General features: G+C 45.2%; 25 protein-coding genes. 6 read left to right on the top strand and 19 right to left on the bottom strand.

Features of this window, described 5'->3' with window-relative positions:
* Positions 1-183: 183 nt before the first annotated feature.
* The 7 genes from ICN30_RS10955 to ICN30_RS10925 form a co-directional block, all read right to left on the bottom strand.
* Complete coding sequence (locus tag ICN30_RS10955; protein WP_216275672.1) at positions 184-1,164, bottom strand: zinc-binding dehydrogenase; 981 nt, start codon at positions 1,162-1,164, stop codon at positions 184-186.
* A 29-nt stretch (positions 1,165-1,193) separates the two neighbouring features.
* Complete coding sequence (locus ICN30_RS10950) at positions 1,194-1,646, bottom strand: DUF2452 domain-containing protein (protein ID WP_216275670.1); 453 nt, start codon at positions 1,644-1,646, stop codon at positions 1,194-1,196.
* A gap of 69 nt (positions 1,647-1,715) precedes the next feature.
* The gene (locus ICN30_RS10945; protein WP_216863433.1) at positions 1,716-3,242 is read right to left on the bottom strand and encodes a cryptochrome/photolyase family protein; all 1,527 of its coding nucleotides are present in this window, start codon (positions 3,240-3,242) and stop codon (positions 1,716-1,718) included.
* Positions 3,243-3,268: 26 nt separating this feature from the next.
* A complete protein-coding gene (locus ICN30_RS10940) occupies positions 3,269-3,823 on the bottom strand; it encodes a DUF3833 domain-containing protein (protein ID WP_216275668.1) in 555 nt (184 codons plus the stop codon).
* A complete protein-coding gene (locus ICN30_RS10935) occupies positions 3,823-4,371 on the bottom strand; it encodes a chalcone isomerase family protein (protein WP_216275666.1) in 549 nt (182 codons plus the stop codon). Before ICN30_RS10935 ends, ICN30_RS10940 begins: the two co-directional genes overlap by 1 nt.
* A gap of 4 nt (positions 4,372-4,375) precedes the next feature.
* Positions 4,376-4,762 (bottom strand): thiol-disulfide oxidoreductase DCC family protein, encoded by a 387-nt coding sequence (locus tag ICN30_RS10930; protein ID WP_216275664.1) that lies wholly within the window; start codon positions 4,760-4,762, stop codon positions 4,376-4,378.
* 5 nt (positions 4,763-4,767) lie between these two features.
* Positions 4,768-5,037: a TIGR03643 family protein gene (locus tag ICN30_RS10925; protein ID WP_216275662.1), complete on the bottom strand. Its 270-nt coding sequence runs from the start codon at positions 5,035-5,037 to the stop codon at positions 4,768-4,770.
* Between the two features lie 59 nt (positions 5,038-5,096).
* On the opposite strand from ICN30_RS10925, the gene ICN30_RS10920 reads away from it, so the two are divergent.
* The 3 genes from ICN30_RS10920 to ICN30_RS10910 all read left to right on the top strand — a co-directional run bounded on the left by ICN30_RS10920 (position 5,097) and on the right by ICN30_RS10910 (position 6,799).
* Entirely contained in the window at positions 5,097-5,792 is a 696-nt protein-coding gene (locus ICN30_RS10920; protein WP_216275659.1) for an SDR family NAD(P)-dependent oxidoreductase, read from the top strand.
* 130 nt (positions 5,793-5,922) lie between these two features.
* The gene (locus tag ICN30_RS10915; RefSeq protein ID WP_255533224.1) at positions 5,923-6,381 is read left to right on the top strand and encodes a histidine phosphatase family protein; all 459 of its coding nucleotides are present in this window, start codon (positions 5,923-5,925) and stop codon (positions 6,379-6,381) included.
* A gap of 37 nt (positions 6,382-6,418) precedes the next feature.
* On the top strand, positions 6,419-6,799 hold the full coding sequence (locus ICN30_RS10910) for a DUF2237 family protein (protein ID WP_216275656.1): 381 nt from the start codon (positions 6,419-6,421) through the stop codon (positions 6,797-6,799).
* Between the two features lie 4 nt (positions 6,800-6,803).
* On the opposite strand, the gene ICN30_RS10905 is transcribed toward ICN30_RS10910, so the two are convergent.
* On the bottom strand, positions 6,804-8,060 hold the full coding sequence (locus ICN30_RS10905; RefSeq protein ID WP_216275655.1) for a DASH family cryptochrome: 1,257 nt from the start codon (positions 8,058-8,060) through the stop codon (positions 6,804-6,806).
* 3 nt (positions 8,061-8,063) lie between these two features.
* A complete protein-coding gene (locus ICN30_RS10900; RefSeq protein WP_216275652.1) occupies positions 8,064-8,243 on the bottom strand; it encodes a DUF2256 domain-containing protein in 180 nt (59 codons plus the stop codon).
* A 57-nt stretch (positions 8,244-8,300) separates the two neighbouring features.
* Between ICN30_RS10900 and ICN30_RS10895 the strand changes: the two genes are divergently transcribed.
* Positions 8,301-9,191, top strand: a complete 891-nt coding sequence (locus tag ICN30_RS10895) for a histone deacetylase (RefSeq protein ID WP_216275674.1) — start codon at positions 8,301-8,303, stop codon at positions 9,189-9,191.
* A 247-nt stretch (positions 9,192-9,438) separates the two neighbouring features.
* Positions 9,439-10,317, top strand: a complete 879-nt coding sequence (locus tag ICN30_RS10890; protein WP_216275649.1) for a transporter — start codon at positions 9,439-9,441, stop codon at positions 10,315-10,317.
* A gap of 4 nt (positions 10,318-10,321) precedes the next feature.
* On the opposite strand, the gene ICN30_RS10885 is transcribed toward ICN30_RS10890, so the two are convergent.
* The 5 genes from ICN30_RS10885 to ICN30_RS10865 form a co-directional block, all read right to left on the bottom strand.
* Positions 10,322-11,149 carry an ion transporter gene (locus tag ICN30_RS10885; protein WP_216275647.1) on the bottom strand — a complete coding sequence of 276 codons (828 nt, stop codon included), beginning with the start codon at positions 11,147-11,149 and terminating at the stop codon, positions 10,322-10,324.
* 5 nt (positions 11,150-11,154) lie between these two features.
* A complete protein-coding gene (locus ICN30_RS10880) occupies positions 11,155-11,616 on the bottom strand; it encodes an ion channel (protein WP_216275645.1) in 462 nt (153 codons plus the stop codon).
* Positions 11,617-11,649: 33 nt separating this feature from the next.
* The gene (locus tag ICN30_RS10875; RefSeq protein ID WP_216275643.1) at positions 11,650-12,054 is read right to left on the bottom strand and encodes a translational machinery protein; all 405 of its coding nucleotides are present in this window, start codon (positions 12,052-12,054) and stop codon (positions 11,650-11,652) included.
* A 50-nt stretch (positions 12,055-12,104) separates the two neighbouring features.
* On the bottom strand, positions 12,105-12,371 hold the full coding sequence (locus tag ICN30_RS10870; protein WP_216275642.1) for a DUF1488 family protein: 267 nt from the start codon (positions 12,369-12,371) through the stop codon (positions 12,105-12,107).
* A 92-nt stretch (positions 12,372-12,463) separates the two neighbouring features.
* A complete protein-coding gene (locus ICN30_RS10865; RefSeq protein ID WP_216275641.1) occupies positions 12,464-13,273 on the bottom strand; it encodes a hypothetical protein in 810 nt (269 codons plus the stop codon).
* 150 nt (positions 13,274-13,423) lie between these two features.
* Here ICN30_RS10865 and ICN30_RS10860 point away from each other — a divergent pair, with 150 nt between their 5' ends.
* Positions 13,424-15,925 (top strand): cation-translocating P-type ATPase, encoded by a 2,502-nt coding sequence (locus ICN30_RS10860; RefSeq protein ID WP_255533223.1) that lies wholly within the window; start codon positions 13,424-13,426, stop codon positions 15,923-15,925.
* Positions 15,926-15,938: 13 nt separating this feature from the next.
* On the opposite strand, the gene ICN30_RS10855 is transcribed toward ICN30_RS10860, so the two are convergent.
* The 5 genes from ICN30_RS10855 to ICN30_RS10835 are packed head-to-tail and all read right to left on the bottom strand — an operon-like array spanning position 15,939 to position 19,798.
* Positions 15,939-16,208 carry a cupin gene (locus ICN30_RS10855; RefSeq protein ID WP_216275640.1) on the bottom strand — a complete coding sequence of 90 codons (270 nt, stop codon included), beginning with the start codon at positions 16,206-16,208 and terminating at the stop codon, positions 15,939-15,941.
* Positions 16,209-16,218: 10 nt separating this feature from the next.
* The gene (locus ICN30_RS10850; RefSeq protein ID WP_216275639.1) at positions 16,219-16,611 is read right to left on the bottom strand and encodes a VOC family protein; all 393 of its coding nucleotides are present in this window, start codon (positions 16,609-16,611) and stop codon (positions 16,219-16,221) included.
* Between the two features lie 18 nt (positions 16,612-16,629).
* The gene (locus ICN30_RS10845) at positions 16,630-17,616 is read right to left on the bottom strand and encodes a tripartite tricarboxylate transporter substrate binding protein (protein ID WP_216275638.1); all 987 of its coding nucleotides are present in this window, start codon (positions 17,614-17,616) and stop codon (positions 16,630-16,632) included.
* A gap of 31 nt (positions 17,617-17,647) precedes the next feature.
* Entirely contained in the window at positions 17,648-18,574 is a 927-nt protein-coding gene (locus ICN30_RS10840) for a hydroxymethylglutaryl-CoA lyase (protein ID WP_216275637.1), read from the bottom strand.
* A gap of 30 nt (positions 18,575-18,604) precedes the next feature.
* Positions 18,605-19,798, bottom strand: a complete 1,194-nt coding sequence (locus tag ICN30_RS10835) for a CaiB/BaiF CoA-transferase family protein (RefSeq protein ID WP_216275635.1) — start codon at positions 19,796-19,798, stop codon at positions 18,605-18,607.
* Positions 19,799-20,051: the final 253 nt, after the last annotated feature.

Here is a 20,051-nt window from a genome sequence, read left to right as displayed (position 1 = left end):
ACCCTCAGGTAGCCTCCACCTCTTAGATAATCATTAACTACTTTTAACTTGAACTGCGCACTGTGTTTGCTCATGAAGCTGACCCCTTTTGGTTGGATTGGGTGTCCAACTTTTGTGGGTCAGTTCATCTCTCGGGGCTTTTAAGCAAACAATACTAGTTGGTTATGAACTCAAGCACCTGAATTAAGGTGTGATCACAATCGCACCAGAAACTTTTCTTCCCTCGGCCGCCTTATGTGCCTCAGCAGCTTGTTCAAGAGTGAACTTCGCACCAATTTGCACTTTTACCCTACCCTGGGCAATCGCATCAAATACTGCGCGAGCATTTTCTTGAAGCAACTCTGGAGTAGCGTTGTGCGGGAACACAGAAGGTCTCGTTAAGAAGAGGCAGCCCTTCTTATTGAGAATCTCTGGCTGAATTTCTGGGGCTGGGCCAGAAGCGGCACCAAACAAAGCGACCGTACCAAATGGTGCAGCACAATCTAGCGATCCCAAGAAAGTGGTCTTAGCAACTGAGTCGTAAACCACGTTTGCTTTGCGCCCACCTGTTGCCTTAATGACTTCCTCAACCCAATTGGGTTTTGAGTAATCGACCACAGCATCACATCCCGCTTCCTTTGCTGCAGCAAACTTAGCTTCAGAGCCGACGGCTCCTACTACAAAAGCACCCAATGATTTTGCCCAGCCTGCCAAGATTTGACCAACACCGCCAGCGGCAGCATGCACAAGCACTACTTCGCCAGCTTTAACCTTGTAGGTCTTTTGAATTAAGTATTGCGCAGTCATTGCCTTGAAGAACACTGCAGCAGCAACTTCATCAGACACGTTGTCTGGAACCGACACCAGCTTATCCGCGGCCACATTACGTGCGCTCGCATAAGCACCAATACCAGCGTTCATATACATCACACGATCGCCCACCTTGAATCGAGTAACGCCTTCACCAAGTGCCTCGACCACACCAACCGCCTCGTGACCAAGGCCTGTTGGCAATTCAAGTGGATATACACCAGAGCGCTGATACACGTCGATAAAGTTAAAACCAATTGCAGTTTGACGAAGCTGTACTTCGCCCTTTCCTGGAGCTGGCAGCTCTTTATCGATCAATTGAATGACATCGGCATTACCGAGTTCTGAAAGACTAACAATTCGAGCAGTTGTCACAAGTCACCTTATTATTTTTATAGAAAAAATTATCTTACCGCAATAGAAGAAGATGAGATCTCTTCATCTTCAACGATAGCCCAAGTACTATCACCGAGCTTTTTAACTGCCATGACATAGGTCCAGGAATCAGGAATACCGCAACTCCATTGATCGGGGCCATTTTGGATCAACACATTTGTACCAATGCGGCTATCGAAATACAAGTGATAAGTTTTGCCATGCAGAGGATTAAAACCAAATTTAGCGCTGTGCACCATTTCTGTTGCGTCCAATCTAGCTTGAAGAGCGCGCGCCTGCTTCATTAGCACTTCTGCCTGCTCCATAATGCGATCGTATTCGAGCTTGGCATTTTGGCGCGCAACATTGACTGCCTTGTCTTTCTCTTCTAAGACTTTGATTGGTGCAAATACGGGTGCACCCACCTCCATGGGATATTCAATGCCAGCATGGCGTGCTGGATCAGTGTCTTCTATTCGCATTGCAGTCTTTAAGCTATTGATTTAATTGGTCAAAGTGTGACACAAAACCCAGAAACTTGCCGCCCCCGCTTACAGTGCGTTCAGATTACCCAAAATGGTCTTAGCGTGTCCCTGAATAGACTCTTGATCTGCATCGCTAATACGGGATAAATTAGCCGTCATTAAACGGGTACGCGGGCTTGCCTCAAACTGCTTGCGATGCTTAATGAGGAAGTTCCAATAAAGAGTAGTCATTGGGCAAGCACTCTCCCCAAATCGGACATCGGGCTTATATTGGCATGAGCCGCAATAATTGCTCATTCTCTTAATATAAGCGCCGCTCGCAACATAAGGCTTGCTCGTGAAACGACCGCCGCTGGCGAACAAAGTCATACCAGCAGTATTGGGCAACTCTACCCACTCAATCGCATCAACATAAATAGCCAGATACCAATCACACACTTCTTTGGGCAGAATTTCTGCGAGCAAGGCGAAGTTACCAGTAACCATCAGCCGCTGAATATGATGGGCATAGCCGTACTGCAGCGTTTGTCCAATAGACTCCTGCATGCATTTCATCTTGGTATCGCCGGTCCAATACCAAGCAGGCAAAGAGTTCTGATGTTTGTAAAAATTATCTTCGGCCATTTGCGGCATGTCGAGGTAGTACATGCCACGTACAAATTCTCGCCATCCTAAGATCTGGCGAATAAATCCCTCGACAGTTGCCAACTCTAGATCATGTTTTTTCCAAGCAAGTAAAACAGCATCGATGACTTCTCTAGGATCGAGCAACTTCAGATTGAGCGAACTTGATAACAGAGAGTGCCAACCAAAAGGTGTATCCGTCCACATCGCATCTTCATAAACCCCAAATGTTGCCAAACGATGTTCAACAAATCCCTCTAGGGCTTGCAACGCTTGCTGGCGAGTCACGGGCCACTGAAAGTGGGCTAATGATCCAGGATGATCCGGGTAGCGCTCTTCCACCTCAGCCAAAACAGTTTTAGTGATGGCGTCTGGCTCAAATAATTCAGGAGGCGGGATTAAACCAGGACCTTTCTTTGGAAAGGGCTTGCGATTGTCTCGATCAAAGTTCCACTGGCCACCTTCAGGATTACCTTCTTTATCGACCAAAATATTGTGAGTCTTACGCATCAGCCGATAGAAGTACTCCAGACGCAATTCTTTCTTGCCAGCAACCCAATTAGAAAATTCCTGACGGGAGCAATAGAAATGTGGATCCTCTTGCATTGCTAATTCAATGTTTAATTCAGTGGCTAATGCTTCAATCTCACACTTGAGTCGATATTCCCCAGGCTCAAGACAAACTAAATGAGTACATTTATCTTTTTCAATAACGGCTCGTAACGTGTCGCCAATCGATTTGGGGGACTGCTTAATATATTGAAGCGGTATACCAAGCTCTTCTAGCTGCTTAGCAAAGTGGCGCATTGCGGATAAAAACAAAGCAATTTTTGCCTTATGAGACCAAACATACTTGGCCTCATCCGCAGACTCAATCATGACGACCTGATCCGTCTTGGGATTGAGTTTTTTTATTACCGGGCTATTAATGTCTAGCTGATCACCCAGAATCAGAACAAGCTTCTTCAAATATTTATCCTCGCTAATTGCTAGGCTTAGCGCTTGTAAAAGCTCAGGGTAACCTCACCAAGATCAACACCAAATTTACTCATCTTGGCCTTATTCAACATGACCTTGGGAGTTACAAGGTACATCCAATCATTGAATTGCACGTGATAAATTGTGCCATCTACCGGCAATGCTAAGGTGTAAGTCCAGTTGAGCGCATTACCCGCTGATTCGCCCAGCGCATCACCTACAACATCATCCGCCCTACCAATATATTTACCAGGGGCAGTTTCAGTCAAAGTCCAGATGCGCTTTTGCTTAGTGCCATCGGAGTATTCAAAGCTTTCATCGAGGGTGCCCACTTTTTTACCGTCAATAACTTTCCACTGGGCAACCAAAAGAACAGTAAATCGTTTTTTTACTTCACCACTACGGTCGGTAAAGATTCCATAGGCATCTATCGTGCCATTGAAGTATTCACTAAGATCGAGATTGGGCTTCTCATTTGCGTACTGCGTTACCGAAGGTGAGGAGCAGCCAAATAAACCGAATGCAATCAAGCAGATACCCAACAACTTTGAGGCGAAATTGATATTGCGCATTAACATGCTCCTGAAATGAGTGGTGGTGGGCAGCCCTGCCCTAAGAGTTCTGCCCTCAGTTTTGGGACGCTCGTTTTTGAATCAAGCCAAATACCAAAAAAGGCTTTGGCAAAATCAGCCCCCTGAATTTGCGACATCTTCTTGCCTTCATAAAAGAAGCTAGTGCCCTGCTTAGGAATATAGACTGCTGCAATAGTCTGGCCAGGCTCCACATTAGGAAGAATACTTGCCAACTCCTTGCCCCAGGCTGTTGCTTGAGTATCAGAGACGCCTAAATTTTTCATCTCCTCAGCCGTACGGTTAGCGATTGCCTCACCTGAAAATGATCTTTGATACTTGAGTTCGAGAGCAAACTCTTGAGAATCCTTAGCAGTACTACGATATAGATTGGCATCGTAAACATGAAAACCCCAAAAGTTCAGCCTGCCTAAACCCTGCAATTGGACTTGACCCATCATACTTTTAATATGTGGGGGCTCCTTAGCGAAACTGTTTGGAGTGATTGCGCCGAGAGCCAAAGTAATTACCAATGCACGGTAGAGCTTCATACCTTTACCCTTTTCTATTTACTAGCCGTAAAGCAAGCGGCCCAAACAAGACTGAAATCGCATGGCGATGCTTTGCGAAGAATCGATAGCCCACATTCCAAAAAGGTTTGAGTGCTGGTCTAGAAAAAATCCATGCCAGCCTAGGAAGATTTGCTCTGCTATAGGCCGCTGAAAATACTTCAACTCCTTGGATTAGCTCACCATCCTCATATTGTGCACACATGGACGCCAAAGCCTGGTCGCAAGAGACGCCGACATGATCGGGAAGATATTGATCCGAATTGATATCTACAAAGCTGAGTAAGCCTGCCTGATTACGCCCAGAGAGAAATTGAATTTCTGCCTGACATAAAGGGCAAAGACCGTCATAGAACATAGTCAGCTTTTTCATGATGCTTATTTTTGCTTGTATTGAGTTGCGCAGTAAGCGCGGTTAACCAATTTACTGCGAAGAGCCACATGCTTAGTTGCTCTGCCAGTCACCCTCTTACGCCACAATTCAAATGAGTTACGTTTAAGCTGTTTTCTCATCAAAGCAATCACTTGGGGCTCCGAATACCCGAAAGTAGCCTCAATAGCATCAAAAGGCGTGCGATCTTCCCAGGCCATCTCGATTAACCTCGAAAGATCCGCTTCTGAAAGCGTTTGGGGTAGTCGCGTCGTCATCGAGCAAGTTTAAGACTTATTCAATAAACTGGCTGAACCCCTATTCATTCACCCCATTCATGCCATTAATTCCAAGCTCCTTCCGCGCACTCGTCATTGGTTCCTCGGGAACCATCGGCTCTGCCTTCATGGAGTTACTTGAACAGCATCCTACATGCATGGAAGCGGTAGGCATACATCGAAACTCCGCCAATCCGATTGACTATCAAGATCTCAACACCATTGAAGCGGCAGCGCAGGCCCTTTCGAATGAAGCGCCCTTTCAGCTCATTATCAATACCATCGGCATATTGCACTCCGCCGATTGGATGCCTGAAAAGAAACTGGATGATCTCAATGCCGAGCAATTGCAGATGCTGATGCAAATTAATGCCATCGGACCTGGATTGACTATCAAGCACTTTTCCAAGTTACTTGACCCCGCCAACTCCGTCATGGCAACACTCTCCGCCAAGGTCGGGAGCATTGAAGATAATCGCCTCGGCGGGTGGTACAGCTACCGCGCTTCTAAGGCAGCATTGAATATGTTGATTAAGACAGCATCGATTGAATTTACAAGAACCAAACCCAACACCGCTTTGGTAGCAATACATCCAGGGACAGTCAATTCTCGCCTATCAAAACCTTTCAAGGGAGAGCAAATTGGCAGACCTCCTTTGGATGCTGCCGGCGATATGTTGAATGTTCTTCTCTCAATAAATAAAGAGGATTCAGGAAGTTTCCTAACCTACTCCGGCGAAAGATTACCTTGGTAATTCACAACACCTTATGAAATATTGTTCCCAATTTCTAATTGCACTGCTTATGTTTGTCGGGGTGCAGACTATAACCCTCGCCCAAACTGAGTTAGCTAGCATAATACAAGATGGCCAACATGTCTTACTCATGCGCCATGCTGACGCACCCGGGTATGGCGATCCTCAGGGTTATCAACTAAATCAATGCTCCACACAACGCAACCTAGGAGAGCGTGGCAGGAAACAAGCTAAAGCCATTGGCGAGTGGCTAAGCAAGCAGGGGATTACCAAGGCGCAGGTCTATAGCAGTGCTTGGTGCCGCTGTCTCGATACCGCAACCCTTCTCAATAAGGGAGCAGTCGCCAAGGAAGCGGCACTCGGTTCTTTCTTTGACGATATGAGTCAATCTAAAAAGCAGACTGAAGATTTAGCAAAACTCATTCAGGCTGAGCGAATGAAATATCCAAAAGCACCAATCATGATGGTGACCCATCATGTCAATATCGAATCTTTCACGGGCAAGGTTCTCAATTCAGGCGACATGATCTTAGTTAAGGTCAATTCCTCTGGCCAAGCTGTATCGCATAAGCTTTACCCCAGCCCATAACTTCATCAACCAACACATAACTTCCACAAGAGCAACCATGTCAACTGAATTACCCCTCAATGTTTTAGGTCAACCGTTAGTCCCCTGCTCCTTTGATCCTTTAACGGGATTTTTTAGGGATGGTTGCTGCAAAACCAATGAACAAGATACTGGGAGTCATTTGGTTTGCGCAATCGTCAGCAATGACTTTTTGCAATTTAGCCTAAAGCGTGGCAACGATCTGATTACCCCAAGACCGGAGTACCAGTTTCCAGGGCTGATTGCAGGTGATCAATGGTGCCTATGTCTTAATCGCTGGATCGAAGCCCTAGAAGCCAACTGTGCGCCAATGATTAAGCTAGAAAGCACCCACATCAAAGCTTTGGAGAAAGTCTCGCTAGAAGTGCTAGAGCAATATGCGGAAGTAGAAAAACTGTAAAAACTTACTCGGGGGAGAGCCAAAGCTTGCGATAGATTTCTTTTGGATCGTGGTCTTGAGTTTGCTTGGCAATATTAAATGGCCTGCCTCCCCTAGGGTCTGTTCCACGTCCAGCGATATACAGCCAGTTACCCTGATTGCTATAAACGTCATAGTCTATTAACTGGGATTCAAACCAGGCTGCACCAGCGCGCCAGTCGCCCTTCATGTCGTATATCCAGTAACTTGCCACAATCTGACGCATGCGATTGGAGAGATAACCACTTTGATGTAATTCGCGCATACCCGCATCCACCAGTTCCGTGCCGGTATTACCGGTACGCCATTGCTCAAAGCTAAATACGTACGACGGACTGACGGGGATGCCAGTTAAACCGCTGGCGCGATATAGCTTCTGACCATACTTAAAGTGAATGAAGCGGAAGTAGTCTCGCCACAGCAATTCAAACCAAAGCCAATAAGTACCATCATTGGCACCATGACAATTCTCATACTCATTCAGTTGTGCAGCAATATCGCGTGCTGAAATACAACCCAAAGCAAGCCATGCTGAAAACTTACTGGAGTAATCCATGCCAATGAGTTGGTTACGAGTCACCTTGTAACTATCTGGTAAACGACGCTCTAGATATTGCTTCAGGTGAGCATGCGCATGGCTAGCTCCCCCTAGTAAATAGGGGTGCGAAACTGCTTGAGTTCTTGAAGGCAATATTGAGGCCGGGGGCAAAGCTGCCGGTAGCGAAGGAATTTTCTTGGGCACATCGATGGGCTGGGCGAACTTGAGTTTCACTTTCTCAAGCTCGCGACGAAATGCGGTAAACACATCAGGCATTTTTTCCAGTTCAAATGGAAAGGTCTGCGGATCCAACATACTGGATTGCCAGAACTCTTTTACATCCGCACCCTGATCTTGCAGAATTCGCACTTGCTCAATTTCTTCGGGTGCTTCGATTTGTTCACAATAGATTGCATTGGCAGCAGTGTCTTGGAGTAACTGCAGCAATACTTGTGATGGCTTGCCAGAAAACTCCAACAAGTCTGAGCCCTGCGCCTGTAATTGGGCCTTTAAATCATCTAAGGATGCTCTTAAGAAGATCTTTCGATGCGGTCCTTGACGCTCAAATCCATAAACCGTGCCTTGCTCTTTTGAGTCATGTATATAAACCGGCAAAAGATGGTCTGCATTTAAGCAGGCTCGTGTAAAAGCCGGGTTATCAGCCAAGCGTAAATCATTGCGAAACCAATAAATCAATATCCGCATAGATTAAGCCTCAGTCTTGCTATTAGATTTTTTGGAGCGACAAGCATCAGAGCAATACTTCACTTCATCCCAGTTTTTAGCCCAAGACTTGCGCCAGGTCATCCCTTTGCCACAGACAAGGCAAATCTTGGTAGGCAAGAATGTTTTGTTTCCCTTAAAACCTGCTTTTTCAGATCGAGACATACCTACCTATAGAAAAACGAATAGACTCATGTGCATACCGCATGCGTGAGACAGCCCTTGAAAGCTTTTTATACCGACCACTATGTTTTACCACTTCCACCGGGGCACCGCTTTCCGATGGAAAAGTACAGTCAGCTGCGTGACCTCGTCACTCAGTTAGATGGGGTCGAGTTGGTTGAAGCGCCAGCTGCCACTGATACCCAAATTCTCTATGCGCATGATCCTAGCTATCTCGTTAAAGTCATTTCAGGAAGCCTGAGTCCAAAAGAGCAACAGGAGATTGGCTTTCCTTGGAGTGAACTCATGGTGGAGCGCTCTAGACGCTCGGCCGGCGCTACTATCGCAGCTGCCAAAACCGCCTTAAGTGAAGGCTTAGCGGCAAATCTTGCGGGCGGAACCCATCACGCCTATCGCAATATGGGTAGTGGCTTCTGCGTGTTTAATGATTCGGCAATTGCCGCAAGGGTATTACAAAAGGAAATTCATCCAAAACTCAAAGTGGCCATTGTGGATTTAGATGTACACCAAGGCAATGGCACGGCATCTATTTTGCAAAATGATTCCTCAATATTTACCCTCTCAATCCATGGTGAAAATAATTTTCCATTCACAAAAGAACAGAGTGATTTAGATATTGGACTGCCAAATGGATGTGAGGATGGCGATTACCTAAAAGCCTTGAATCAAGGATTGGAAATCCTCGATAAATTTAAACCTGACTTCATTATTTATCTAGCAGGCGCAGACCCGCATGAAGGTGATAGGCTTGGAAAATTAAACATTAGCACAGTAGGCATGCGCCAGCGAGACGAATGTGTTTTTCAGTACGGCTTAGATCACCAAATCCCGATTGCATTTAGCATGGCGGGAGGCTACGGGAGAGAAATTCAGTCAACTGTAGACATTCATTTTCAAACCATTCAAACTGCACTTCGATACCAACAATAATTTTCCTAAGTTACTTACTTTTTGTTAGAGATTGCCAAAGCAGCCTCTTGCTTCGAAATAATTTCCTCGCCAGCCGCAGACTTTCGATCACTTCCAGTCGACTAGGCATATTTTTGAAAGATGGAGCATCTTCACCCAGAATAATGCTCAACATCTACAGGTAAGTCAGAAATTGCCATCTTATAGAGCATGGATAGACTTTATAACCATAAAAATACATAGAAATCCACATTAAAATGCTCTAACTATGCTTCGGATTAAAAATCTCCTCTTGCTCGCGGTCTTTGGACCCTACCTCGCATGGGCGATTGATTTGCAGCCAAACGACATTGTTGCTCCAGCCCCGAATAAAAATTACCTTACGCTAAGTTATATCAATACTGAAAACACGACACAATATAGAAACGGCTCGGCGGTGCCTGGAAACCCAGTGATAGACACTCAAAGCGCTAACTTGCGTGGCTCCCGAACCTACGATTTAGGGGGATTACCCGCTGTAAGCTATTTACAGCTGCCATATGGAACCGTGAAGCCAGGAGGCTCAATCGCGAATTTACCCAGCGATACTGGAATCGGTGATTTGAGCTTTGCTACCGCAATTTGGCCCTACGCCAATAGAGATACAAGAACCTACTTTGCAATAGCGGGTTATTTAATCGCCCCCACAGGGGGCTACTCAAGTCAGCAAACTCTTAACCTGGGTGAGAACCGTTTTCGCACAGACTTGCAAGTTGGCTTTCAGATGCCTATTACTTCAGATCTAGACGGCATGATTGCAGTTGACACAATGTGGTTTGGTGGCAATAGTCAGTGCGCGGCAGCTTGTAGACTTCCTACCAATAGCACCCTAAGCCAGAAACCGCTCACCACAACGCAGCTTGGGCCGATCTATCGTATCAATCAAATTTTTACAGTAGGCGCATCCTATTTTTACGTAGCGGGTGGTGCAACCTCAATAAACAACACCTATCGAAACGATGTAGTTAATACCCAAAGATTTTTATTGAGCGGGCAAGCACATACGCCTATTGGCAGATTTACTTTGCAATATGGTCGAGACATGGAAATTAAAAATGGCTCCGTGCAGACCAGACTACTAGCTGTACGACTGGCCAAAGAGTTTTAAGAATCTAGTCCGGTGGCGGCAATGGAGAGCCACAAGAGGAGCAGTAGCGATCTTTAAAGTGATATCCGTCGCGCATACAAGTTAAGCAAGCGCGATCACCATCAACTCGACGAGGTCTTCTCGCATAAGACATCTCCGCGGTGACGATTCCAGTGGGAACTGCTAAAGTTCCCCAACCCATTAGCATCATGACTGAAGCAATCAGCTTACCTAAATCCGTTTGCGGCGTAATATCCCCAAAACCCACTGTAGTCATGGTTGTAATGGCCCAGTAAATGGCAACGGGAATGCTGGTGAATCCATGCGCTGGACCCTCAACCACATACATCAATGTTCCCATCACCATGACCACCATGAGAACAACGGATAGAAAGACCAAAATTTTTCTTCTACTAGCTGCCATTGCATCTGCCAAATGCTGATACTCAGACATATATTGAGTCAGCTTAAAAATTCGGAAAATGCGAATCAGGCGCAAAGTTCTAACGTCAATTAAGGCGTGGAACTCTGGGAACATCAAAGCCAAATAGGTCGGCAGCACCGCAATAAGATCGATGATGCCAAAAAAACTGATTACGTATTTAATGCGATTGGGAGCGCAATAGATTCTGACGAGATATTCCGCCGTGAATAAAGCCGTAAAAAACCACTCAAAAAAAGAAAGTTCTGTATGGAAATTCTTAGATACTGATTCAATACTATCTAGCACCACCACTAATAAGGAAAGGAGTATGGCAAAGATCAACACTTGGTCAAAATGAAGACCTAAAGGAGTATTCGCCTCAAAGACTATCGTCCGTAGTTTTTCTTTCAGCGAGTTCTTTTTAGGCATTTCGACTATGTAGTTTGATTAGACTTATACACAGTCCAGTATTTCTGCATTTCAATAAACAGAAACGAAGCAGACCAAGTAATCAGGATGAAGCCTGTCAGCGCTTCTACTCCTGTCAAATAGCGAAGGTAGCCTTGCGCCACAATTTCCCCATAACCTAAAGTGGTGAAGGTAACAAATGACAGGTAGGCACAATCAAGCAACACTCCATGACCTGAGAGATTGCCAACAAGGCCACCCATCACCGGGAATTGCAGAGTAAAGAAGTAGCCCAAAGCAAATAGCCAAATCTCGATGACGTGTGCCATGAAGATAGCACCTACTCCAACAAGCACTCTAAAACGGGGTGGAATATGAGCAAATCTAGGTAGTAGCTTATCTAGCTGAAATAGAGCTTCGTAATGAAGTAGGATGGCAATAAGTGCCAAGGATCCATTGATGATGAACGCGGTGATAAGCAACATCATGAAATTATCCCCCATTTTCAGGGGGATTCATCATTAACCAGTGATAACGGTATCGCCTTTTAAAGCATCAACTTTGGCGAAGTATTTTTTAGCATAAGCCAGCAACTGGCCATCACTTGGATGATCAACAGTCTCAATGCCAACTACTTTTTCAGCAATACCGTGATCATGCTTAGTAGCATGCTTCATTAAATCCAATTTTGCAGAGCCTGGCCCCACAATCAAAATCTCTTTAGATTCCATAACCGCTTGAATGACTTCATGCAAGTAATGTTGATCGGGTTCAGCACGCGCACCACTTACAGAACCGCTTTTGTGGTGAACATTTTTATGAGTAGACCGAGTCTTAATGACCTCGCTCTCACTTGCAGTGGGATTGAAATAAATAACATGAGCTTCTTGATGGTCAATCCAAATGACTGAGTGATTAAATGACATATTTTCTCTTTCTAATTAAAAAAACGGGTTGCCGAATGCGGTAGGAATAATTAATCCAAAACTAGATCATGACTGAAAAGGTGCACAGCACCGTCTACAGCATGGCCATTCAATATCTTTTGCTCAGCTATCGAGAGCAGCTTTAATTGATGATTTTTAAATAATTGCAAGGCATTTGTCTCAACGCCATCAAGGTCTAAGTCCTGCAGGGCCTCGTAACTGAAACTGCATTTGAGGGGCTTACCATCAAGCATTGCTGGATAAGAGACATCGCCGTTCTCTAAAATGACTGCAGGACCAACAAATTCAAGCTTCATGGGGACTCACTTTATTGAGAATAATCAAATAATTTTAATATTTTGAACCTAATAAGCACAGTGTACTTGATGCATATCAAATTCCCGACCGCTTACTGGCGCGAATCTAAATTTCGCTGGGCTAAAAAGTTTTGAGCAGTTCTGGCTAGATGAATATCGTGGACCTGACTCAAGGCCGAAGATCGCCTGAGGAGATCCTCTGCTGGGATTTTGAGGCTCGAGCCATTGCTTGCGAATAGGATTTGATTCATCCGGTCGTCCTCCACTACCAGCACGGATGGATGATCAAAGACTCGATCAATGCGTTCTTGATAAACCTGGTTTAACCCTGCCGCACCAGAGAAGTTAATGACCAAAATACCGCCTGGGTTTAAGCATGCCAAACAGCTGGCATAAAAATCTTCACTGCATAGCTGAGGTGCTTGCCCCAATTTGGTATATCCATCAATAAGCAGCACATCAAATTTTTCTTCAGCATTCCTCAAATAGGCTGCGCCGTCAGCTTCAAGTACCGTGAACTTAGCGCTATTTTCTGGAACGTGAAATTTGCCTTTAAGTCCAATTACTTTAGAGTTATTTTCTAAGACCAAGATAGATGCGCCTGGTAAGTAATGGTGACAGTATTTGGCGAGCGACCCACCACCCAAACCGATCATGGCAATACTCTGGGGATTTGCATGAAATAGTAAAAAGCCCATCATCGTTTCGGTATAGCTGACTACTAAACGAATGGGAGCCTGCATATCCATCAGGCTCTGCGTAGAGTCGCTATCAAAATAGAGTGCTTTGAACTTTTTACTCTCGACAACGTAGGGTTCACCTTGAGTACCATCAAACCTTTCCTTTAATTTAGAAAGGCCCTCTTTAAGACCCTGGAATCCGATTGGCGGGATAAGTGACATCACCCATGATAAAGCCCTGCAGTCTATAACCCCTCCTTAGGCAAACCCAAATACTCCCTTAGATATCTCAAGGACGCACTTTAGATCTACATAAGCTTCAAACATCGGACTAGAATTAATACACATCCCAATGAATAAAGAGGCCTTGTCTTGATTAAGAGAACTGGCTTAACAAGCTCTGAAGTAAAAAAGCAGCAAAAAATCCATGGCTTTAACGAAATGCCAATTGGAGATCGCCATACTTTTTTACACTCTTTATTTAATGTATTAACAGAGCCCATGTTTGGCCTACTGCTAGTTGCTGGCGCCATATATCTCATCATTGGTAGCCTCGAAGATGCGCTGATTCTCCTGGGATTTATTGCTATCTCAATTGCGATAACCCTTTACCAGCAACGTAAGAGTGAGAAAGCTATCGATGCTCTCAAAGACTTATCCAGCCCCAGAGCGCTGGTGATTCGAGATGGCATCAAACAACGCATCGCCGGCAAAGAAGTGGCGCTCGGGGATTTACTAGTCCTTGAGGAAGGCAGTCGTATTCCAGCCGATGCTGTATTAATCGAATGCCATGACTTTTTGGTAGACGAATCTATGCTCACCGGCGAGTCAGAGCCAGTCGATAAATCCAGTAATGAGTTGATTTACTCTGGATGCTTAGTGATCAGAGGCGCGGGCATAGCGATAGTTCAAGCTATCGGATTAAAAACTGAATTAGGAAAAATTGGGACAAGCCTTGGAGAAATCGAAGGCCTTGAGAGCCCACTCCAACAAGATATTGCCATTTTGATTAAGCGATTTGCAGTCTATGGACTTGCGCTTTCATTCATTGTTTTTTTAATTTACGGAATTGCCTACCAAGATTGGCTTCAAGGAGCACTCTCTGGTATCAGCTTAACAATGGCTCTTTTGCCAGAAGAGTTTACGGTGATTTTGACTGTTTTTATGGCATTAGGAGTTTGGCGCATATCTCGCCAGCAAGTTCTTACCAGACACGCACCCGTCATTGAAACTTTAGGTAGCATCAACACCCTGTGCGTTGATAAGACCGGCACTCTCACGGTCAATAAGATGAGCCTACAAGGCTTAGCAACACAATCTGAAATCCTCAACCTTGCGAATAACTCAAAAAATTTATCCTCAGATCAATTCGAGCTATTAACTTATGCCGTGCTTGCGAGTGAAACCGAGCCCTTCGATCCAATGGAAAAAGCCTTTCATGAGGGCCTGTCTTTACACCGCAAGAATCATGCTGACAATTTCCAGAATTTTCATCTTGCACATGAATACCCCTTAGATCCTGAGTTTCCAGCAATGGCACATCTTTGGAGTTCCCCAGAAAACTCTGAGGATCATCTAGTTGCAATCAAAGGATCACCAGAAGCAGTCATGCCCCTATGCCGATTAAATGACTCTCAAACTCTGGATATTGAAAAGCAGATCGCTACGATGGCATCAGAAGGAATGCGCTTACTAGGCGTTGCCAAAGCTAGCTACCGCAAAGAATCTGCCCTATGGCCAGATAACATTAAAAGCTTTCACTATGAATGGTTAGGATTGGTTGGCCTCAAAGATCCATTGCGCCCAGAGGTTCCTGCAGCAGTGAAGCAATGCCAAGATGCCGGCATTCGAGTCATCATGATTACGGGAGATCATGCTGTTACCGCTCAAGCTATTGCCAAACAAGCTGGCATAAACGCAGAGCGCCATCTATCTGGCAAAGATATCGATGGCATGAATAGTGATCAACTCACTAAGGCAGTCAGTGTTACTTCTGTTTTTGTGAGAATTAAACCGGAGCAGAAATTAAAATTAGTTCAGGCCTTACAGGCTAACAAAGAAATAGTTGCAATGACTGGCGATGGAATCAATGATGCGCCGGCGCTTAAGGCTGCTCACGTCGGGATTGCAATGGGTCAAAGAGGAACTGATGTAGCCCGTGAAGCCTCCTCGCTAGTATTACTCAATGATGATTTTTCATCGATTGTGAATGCCATTAGGCAGGGTCGTCAAATATACGACAACCTCCACAAGGCAATTATCTATGTCATTGCTGTACACATACCAATTGCGGGTGCGGTATTTATTCCCCTACTTTTTGGTGCGCCTCCGATGCTGTCACCAATCCATATTTTATTTTTGGAAATGATTATTGACCCAACCTGTGCCATCGTCTTTGAAATGGAGCCCCCAGAACACAACATCATGCTAAGGCCACCCCGGGATCTAAACCAAAAAATCTTTTCGGCGAGCAATGTCTCGATGGCGATTATTCAAGGATTTGGATTAATGGTCATAGTGACAGGTCTTTACCTTAGCCTGCTACATCTCGAATATTCTCAGAACTTTGCCACTACCATTTCATTTGGCAGCCTTGTATTGGGTAACTTATTACTTATTATTGTTAGTCGCTCAAGGCATGAGCATATTCTCAATATTTTAAAAAGGTCAAATCCTTCTCAAAAATGGATTATTGGAATAGCCATCTTTTCATTTATGGCACTTCTCTTCATTCCATTTTTAAGAGAGAGATTTGATTTTTCTATGATCGATACCGCAGGTGTACTACTAATACTCATTTCAGGATTGATGAGTCTATTTTGGTGTGAGCTTACTAAATTTGCCTTTAAAGTTATTCCAAAAAAACCTGATTAACTTTTAAAAAAGATCACGCCTTCCTGCTGGCTAGATACTGCACGCCATTATCGCCATAGCTTTCAGCATGCTCTTGACTATGCGTTAAATGAAATACATCACCAGCCACATAAGTGCTCTTGGTGCCATCTATCACAATGTCGATTTGACCGTGCGTGACTAGGGCTTTCACCTCAAAGGGGTGGGTATGTTGATCTAGAAAGCCGTTCCTCTCCTGAATCACCAATACTGGCTCAGGAAAACCATCCTGACTCAACATTTTTAGAAAAACATCATGGTTCATAAGATAGAACTTAAATTAATTCGCTAATTTCAATGAGATTTTGATCTGGATCTCTGACATAAACTGAGTTGATCTTTGCGGTAGCCCCAGTTCGAATGATTGGCCCCTCTACTATCGGCCAATCCATTTCATCAAGCTTCGCAATCACTTGCTCTAATGGCCTATCAGCAATAAAACACAAATCGAGAGAACCGGGTGTAGGGATATTTGCTTTAGGCTCAAATTCCTTGCCTTTAATATGCAAGTTAATCTTTTGATTGCCGAACTTAAAAGCCTTTCGCTCTACTGGCGGCGTGCCACCGATAAAGCTTTCCAACTTCATTCCCAAGACACGCGTATAAAAGTCAACGCAGGCCCCTTCATTTGCAGTAGTCAGCACTAAGTGGTCTAAATGATCAATCATTTCGATGGCATTCCGATATTAATCAGCTTCAATTTTTGCGGCTTTCACAACCGCAGTCCATCTGGTGTTCTCACCTTTAATGAATTCATCTAATTGTTTGGGATTCATATAAGTTGCCTCGGCACCCATTTCAATTGCCTTCTGCTTAAATGCTGGCGTAGCCATAACCTTGGCAATCTCGGTAGTCAATTGATTAACGATAGGGGCTGGAGTATTGATCGGCGCAAACACGGCAAACCATGATGTGGCATCTAACTTAGGTAAACCTGCTTCAGCAGCAGTTGGCACATCAGGCAAACTTTGTAAACGCTTCTTACCCGTTGTAGCCAGAGCACGTAATTTACCAGTCTGAATATGCGGAATAAATGGTGGAGGCGTGCCGAATGTAAGGTCCACTTGACCACCTAATAAATCTGCCAATGCAGGGCCGGTTCCTTTATATGGAACGTGGGTCATTTTGATGCCTGCTTGTTGTTCTAGCATTGCGCCCGTGACATGTTGTAAGGAGCCATTACCAGAAGAGGCGTAATTTAACTTCCCTGGGTTTGCCTTTGCATACGCAATAAGATCATTCATTGTTTTGAATGGCAAGTCAGCACGGACTACGACAATTTGTGGCGCCGAAATCACATTCGCTACAGGCTGAAAATCCTTCAACTCCCAAGGCAGTGGATTCTTACTTACCAGAGGGGTTATGACGTGATAGCCAGAGTACTGAACGAGTAAGGTATAGCCATCTGGGTCGGCCTTCTTTACGGCTGCCGCCGCAATGGCACCGGAGGCACCGGCTTTATTCTCGACCACAATGGTTTGCCCCAATGCGGTACCAAGAGATTGAGCAAGCACTCTAGCCGTGAAATCCGTCGTGCCACCTGGCGCAGAAGATGCGATGAACGTAATCGGCTTGTTTGGATACTTACCCGAGTCTTGGCTATGGGCAACAAACGGTGTTTGCGCCAGCAACGCTAAAGTCAGAATATGCAAAGTTGAAAAGTATTTACCCATGAGACTATCCCTCAAAATGAAATCAAAAGAATTAACGCAACTCTGCCACATAAGCAGGGGCAGGATGCAAATCGCAAGTACTGCCAGCCTGAGCTACCTGCCCCGGTACAGGATGTCCCACAATCAACGGCAACTCTCGTGCTAACCCAATTAAACGCGGGATATCAATACCAGTGTCATACCCCATCGCATCAAGCATATGGATAGCATCTTCACTCGAGATATTACCGCTAGCACCCGGTGCGTACGGACAACCACCAAGACCACCTAGCGAGCCATCAAAGCGCACAATCCCAGACTGCACTGCTGCAAGCACATTCGCTAGACCCATTCCTCGGGTATTGTGGAAATGAAATGTCAGTTGTAAGTTAGCAAAATTTTTCTGTAGCTCATTTGCCATCATGGCAACCTGTGCGGGATTGGCCATTCCAGTTGTGTCACAAATAGTGACACCGCGTACGCCCAAATCTGCGAAGCGCCGAACAAATCCCTCCACTACACTTTGCGGTACGTCACCCTCCATAGGGCAACCAAAAGCAGTTGATAAGGAAACATTGATTGGTGTTCTGCCATCCACATAACGAATAACTTCAGCCAAACCAGCAAAGCTTTTTTCTCGGCTCATGCGCAAGTTAGCCAGGTTATGGGTCTCTGAGGTCGACATGACTAGATTGAATTCATCTGCGCGAGATTCAAAAGCGCGTTCCGCTCCGCGTAAATTGGGTACCAAGACTGTGTACTCAACACCTGGCACACGTTTAATTCTGCCCATGACCTCTTCTGCATCACGCAACATCGGAATGGCTTTTGGCGATGTGAAAGAAGTCACCTCAATTTTGGCAAAGCCGCATTGACTTAATTCATCTACTAGTTTGACCTTGTCATCCGTGGGAATAAAGCTAGGCTCAATCTGAAAGCCATCCCTAGTCACAACGTCATTGAAATATATTCGAGTCATATTATTCGACCATGTCATTAATTGAATTGATTATTTAGTAAAAGCAACGCCACGCTCTTTTAAAGAAGCTAGCTGAGTCTCTGTTAATCCAATACTTCGAAGAATTTCATCAGTATTCTCGCCAATATTGGGAGCTAAGGTTTTGATGGATCCAGGTGTGCGGGATAACTTAGGAATAATCCCGGGTACGTCTAACTTGCTACCATCTTGCATCTGTATCGTCTGAATATTGCCCCGCGCCTTGTAGTGCGGATCGTTTGCAATATCGGCAACGGTATATATCTTCCCAGCCGGCACCGCAACAGAATCCAATAACTGCAATGCCTGATCTGTTGTCATCGTCTTGGCCCATGCGCCTATCGCTTGATCTAACTCCGCAACACGAGCCACCCTTCCATCATTATTCTCGAGCGCTGGATCCTTGGCCAAATCATCACGACCGATCATTCCCATTAAGCGCCTGAAAATACTGTCTCCATTACCAGCCACCAAAACATAACCACCATCGGCACAGAGATATGCATTACTAGGCGCAATGCCTGGCAAGGCGCTGCCCCCAGCCTGCCTGACCTCTCCGAATGCGCTGTACTCCGGAAGAAGGCTTTCCATACAGTTAAATACTGCCTCATAGAGCGCGATGTCAATCACTTGACCTTTGCCACTTTGATGACGCTCTTGCAGCGCCAATAAAATACCAATCACGCCATGTAATGAAGCTAAGGTATCGCCGATACTGACACCAACGCGCACAGGCACTCTGCCTGGCTCTGCGGTGAGGTGGCGCAGGCCACCCATAGCCTCGGCAACTACGCCAAATCCTGGCTTATCTCGATAAGGTCCTGTTTGACCATAGCCACTAATCCTCAAAACGATGAGCTTGGGATTGAGTTCAATTAATTTTTCTGGGTCGAGTCCCCAAACCTCTAAGGTGCCTGGACGGAAATTTTCAATCAGGATATCCGCCTCGCAAATTAATTTTTTAACAATATCCTGGGCCTCGGGTTGCTTCAGATCGAGTGAAAGTGAACGCTTATTGCGCGACTGCACTTGCCACCAGACAGAGGTGCCATCTTTTAACAGGCGCCACTTTCGTAAAGCATCCCCTACTTTTGGGGGCTCAATTTTGATCACATCAGCACCAAAGTCAGCCAAGGTCTTGGCTGCAAATGGCCCAGCAATTAATTGCCCCATTTCTATAACTTTGAGATTCGCTAAGGGCTCCATGACCTTCCTTTAAAGATAAGCTTTAATAAAGTTACCCTCTTTTGACCCGCTTGAGAATTGCTATGAAGAGATCTAGTGACCTCCTCCCACAAACCGGTCAGCTCTGAGCCAGAAAATCGGGCGGTGTTGACCTCCTCCCACAAACCGGTCAGCTCTGAGCCAGAAAATCGGGCGGTGTGGTTGAACTACAAAATGACTTTGCAAACATCGCTGGTGGGAGATCCCCCAGCGATGAATGCGGTCTAAAACAATT

The sequence above is a fragment of the Polynucleobacter sp. 31A-FELB genome (assembly GCF_018882405.1).
Lineage (GTDB): Bacteria > Pseudomonadota > Gammaproteobacteria > Burkholderiales > Burkholderiaceae > Polynucleobacter.
The sequence above is the reverse complement of the archived record's forward strand: the minus strand, read 5'-3'. Positions and strand labels throughout refer to the sequence as shown.

Excerpts from the sequence above, each read along its gene's own strand:
- ICN30_RS10950 (WP_216275670.1), bottom strand. The coding sequence starts at position 1,646 with ATGCGAATAGAAGACACTGATCCAGCACGCCATGCTGGCATTGAATAT.
- ICN30_RS10940 (WP_216275668.1), bottom strand. The coding sequence starts at position 3,823 with ATGCGCAATATCAATTTCGCCTCAAAGTTGTTGGGTATCTGCTTGATT.
- ICN30_RS10935 (WP_216275666.1), bottom strand. The coding sequence starts at position 4,371 with ATGAAGCTCTACCGTGCATTGGTAATTACTTTGGCTCTCGGCGCAATC.
- ICN30_RS10930 (WP_216275664.1), bottom strand. The coding sequence starts at position 4,762 with ATGAAAAAGCTGACTATGTTCTATGACGGTCTTTGCCCTTTATGTCAG.
- ICN30_RS10925 (WP_216275662.1), bottom strand. The coding sequence starts at position 5,037 with ATGACGACGCGACTACCCCAAACGCTTTCAGAAGCGGATCTTTCGAGG.
- ICN30_RS10920 (WP_216275659.1), top strand. The coding sequence starts at position 5,097 with ATGCCATTAATTCCAAGCTCCTTCCGCGCACTCGTCATTGGTTCCTCG.
- ICN30_RS10915 (WP_255533224.1), top strand. The coding sequence starts at position 5,923 with ATGCGCCATGCTGACGCACCCGGGTATGGCGATCCTCAGGGTTATCAA.
- ICN30_RS10910 (WP_216275656.1), top strand. The coding sequence starts at position 6,419 with ATGTCAACTGAATTACCCCTCAATGTTTTAGGTCAACCGTTAGTCCCC.
- ICN30_RS10905 (WP_216275655.1), bottom strand. The coding sequence starts at position 8,060 with ATGCGGATATTGATTTATTGGTTTCGCAATGATTTACGCTTGGCTGAT.
- ICN30_RS10900 (WP_216275652.1), bottom strand. The coding sequence starts at position 8,243 with ATGTCTCGATCTGAAAAAGCAGGTTTTAAGGGAAACAAAACATTCTTG.
- ICN30_RS10890 (WP_216275649.1), top strand. The coding sequence starts at position 9,439 with ATGCTTCGGATTAAAAATCTCCTCTTGCTCGCGGTCTTTGGACCCTAC.
- ICN30_RS10885 (WP_216275647.1), bottom strand. The coding sequence starts at position 11,149 with ATGCCTAAAAAGAACTCGCTGAAAGAAAAACTACGGACGATAGTCTTT.
- ICN30_RS10880 (WP_216275645.1), bottom strand. The coding sequence starts at position 11,616 with ATGATGTTGCTTATCACCGCGTTCATCATCAATGGATCCTTGGCACTT.
- ICN30_RS10875 (WP_216275643.1), bottom strand. The coding sequence starts at position 12,054 with ATGTCATTTAATCACTCAGTCATTTGGATTGACCATCAAGAAGCTCAT.
- ICN30_RS10870 (WP_216275642.1), bottom strand. The coding sequence starts at position 12,371 with ATGAAGCTTGAATTTGTTGGTCCTGCAGTCATTTTAGAGAACGGCGAT.
- ICN30_RS10865 (WP_216275641.1), bottom strand. The coding sequence starts at position 13,273 with ATGTCACTTATCCCGCCAATCGGATTCCAGGGTCTTAAAGAGGGCCTT.
- ICN30_RS10855 (WP_216275640.1), bottom strand. The coding sequence starts at position 16,208 with ATGAACCATGATGTTTTTCTAAAAATGTTGAGTCAGGATGGTTTTCCT.
- ICN30_RS10850 (WP_216275639.1), bottom strand. The coding sequence starts at position 16,611 with ATGATTGATCATTTAGACCACTTAGTGCTGACTACTGCAAATGAAGGG.
- ICN30_RS10845 (WP_216275638.1), bottom strand. The coding sequence starts at position 17,616 with ATGGGTAAATACTTTTCAACTTTGCATATTCTGACTTTAGCGTTGCTG.
- ICN30_RS10840 (WP_216275637.1), bottom strand. The coding sequence starts at position 18,574 with ATGACTCGAATATATTTCAATGACGTTGTGACTAGGGATGGCTTTCAG.
- ICN30_RS10835 (WP_216275635.1), bottom strand. The coding sequence starts at position 19,798 with ATGGAGCCCTTAGCGAATCTCAAAGTTATAGAAATGGGGCAATTAATT.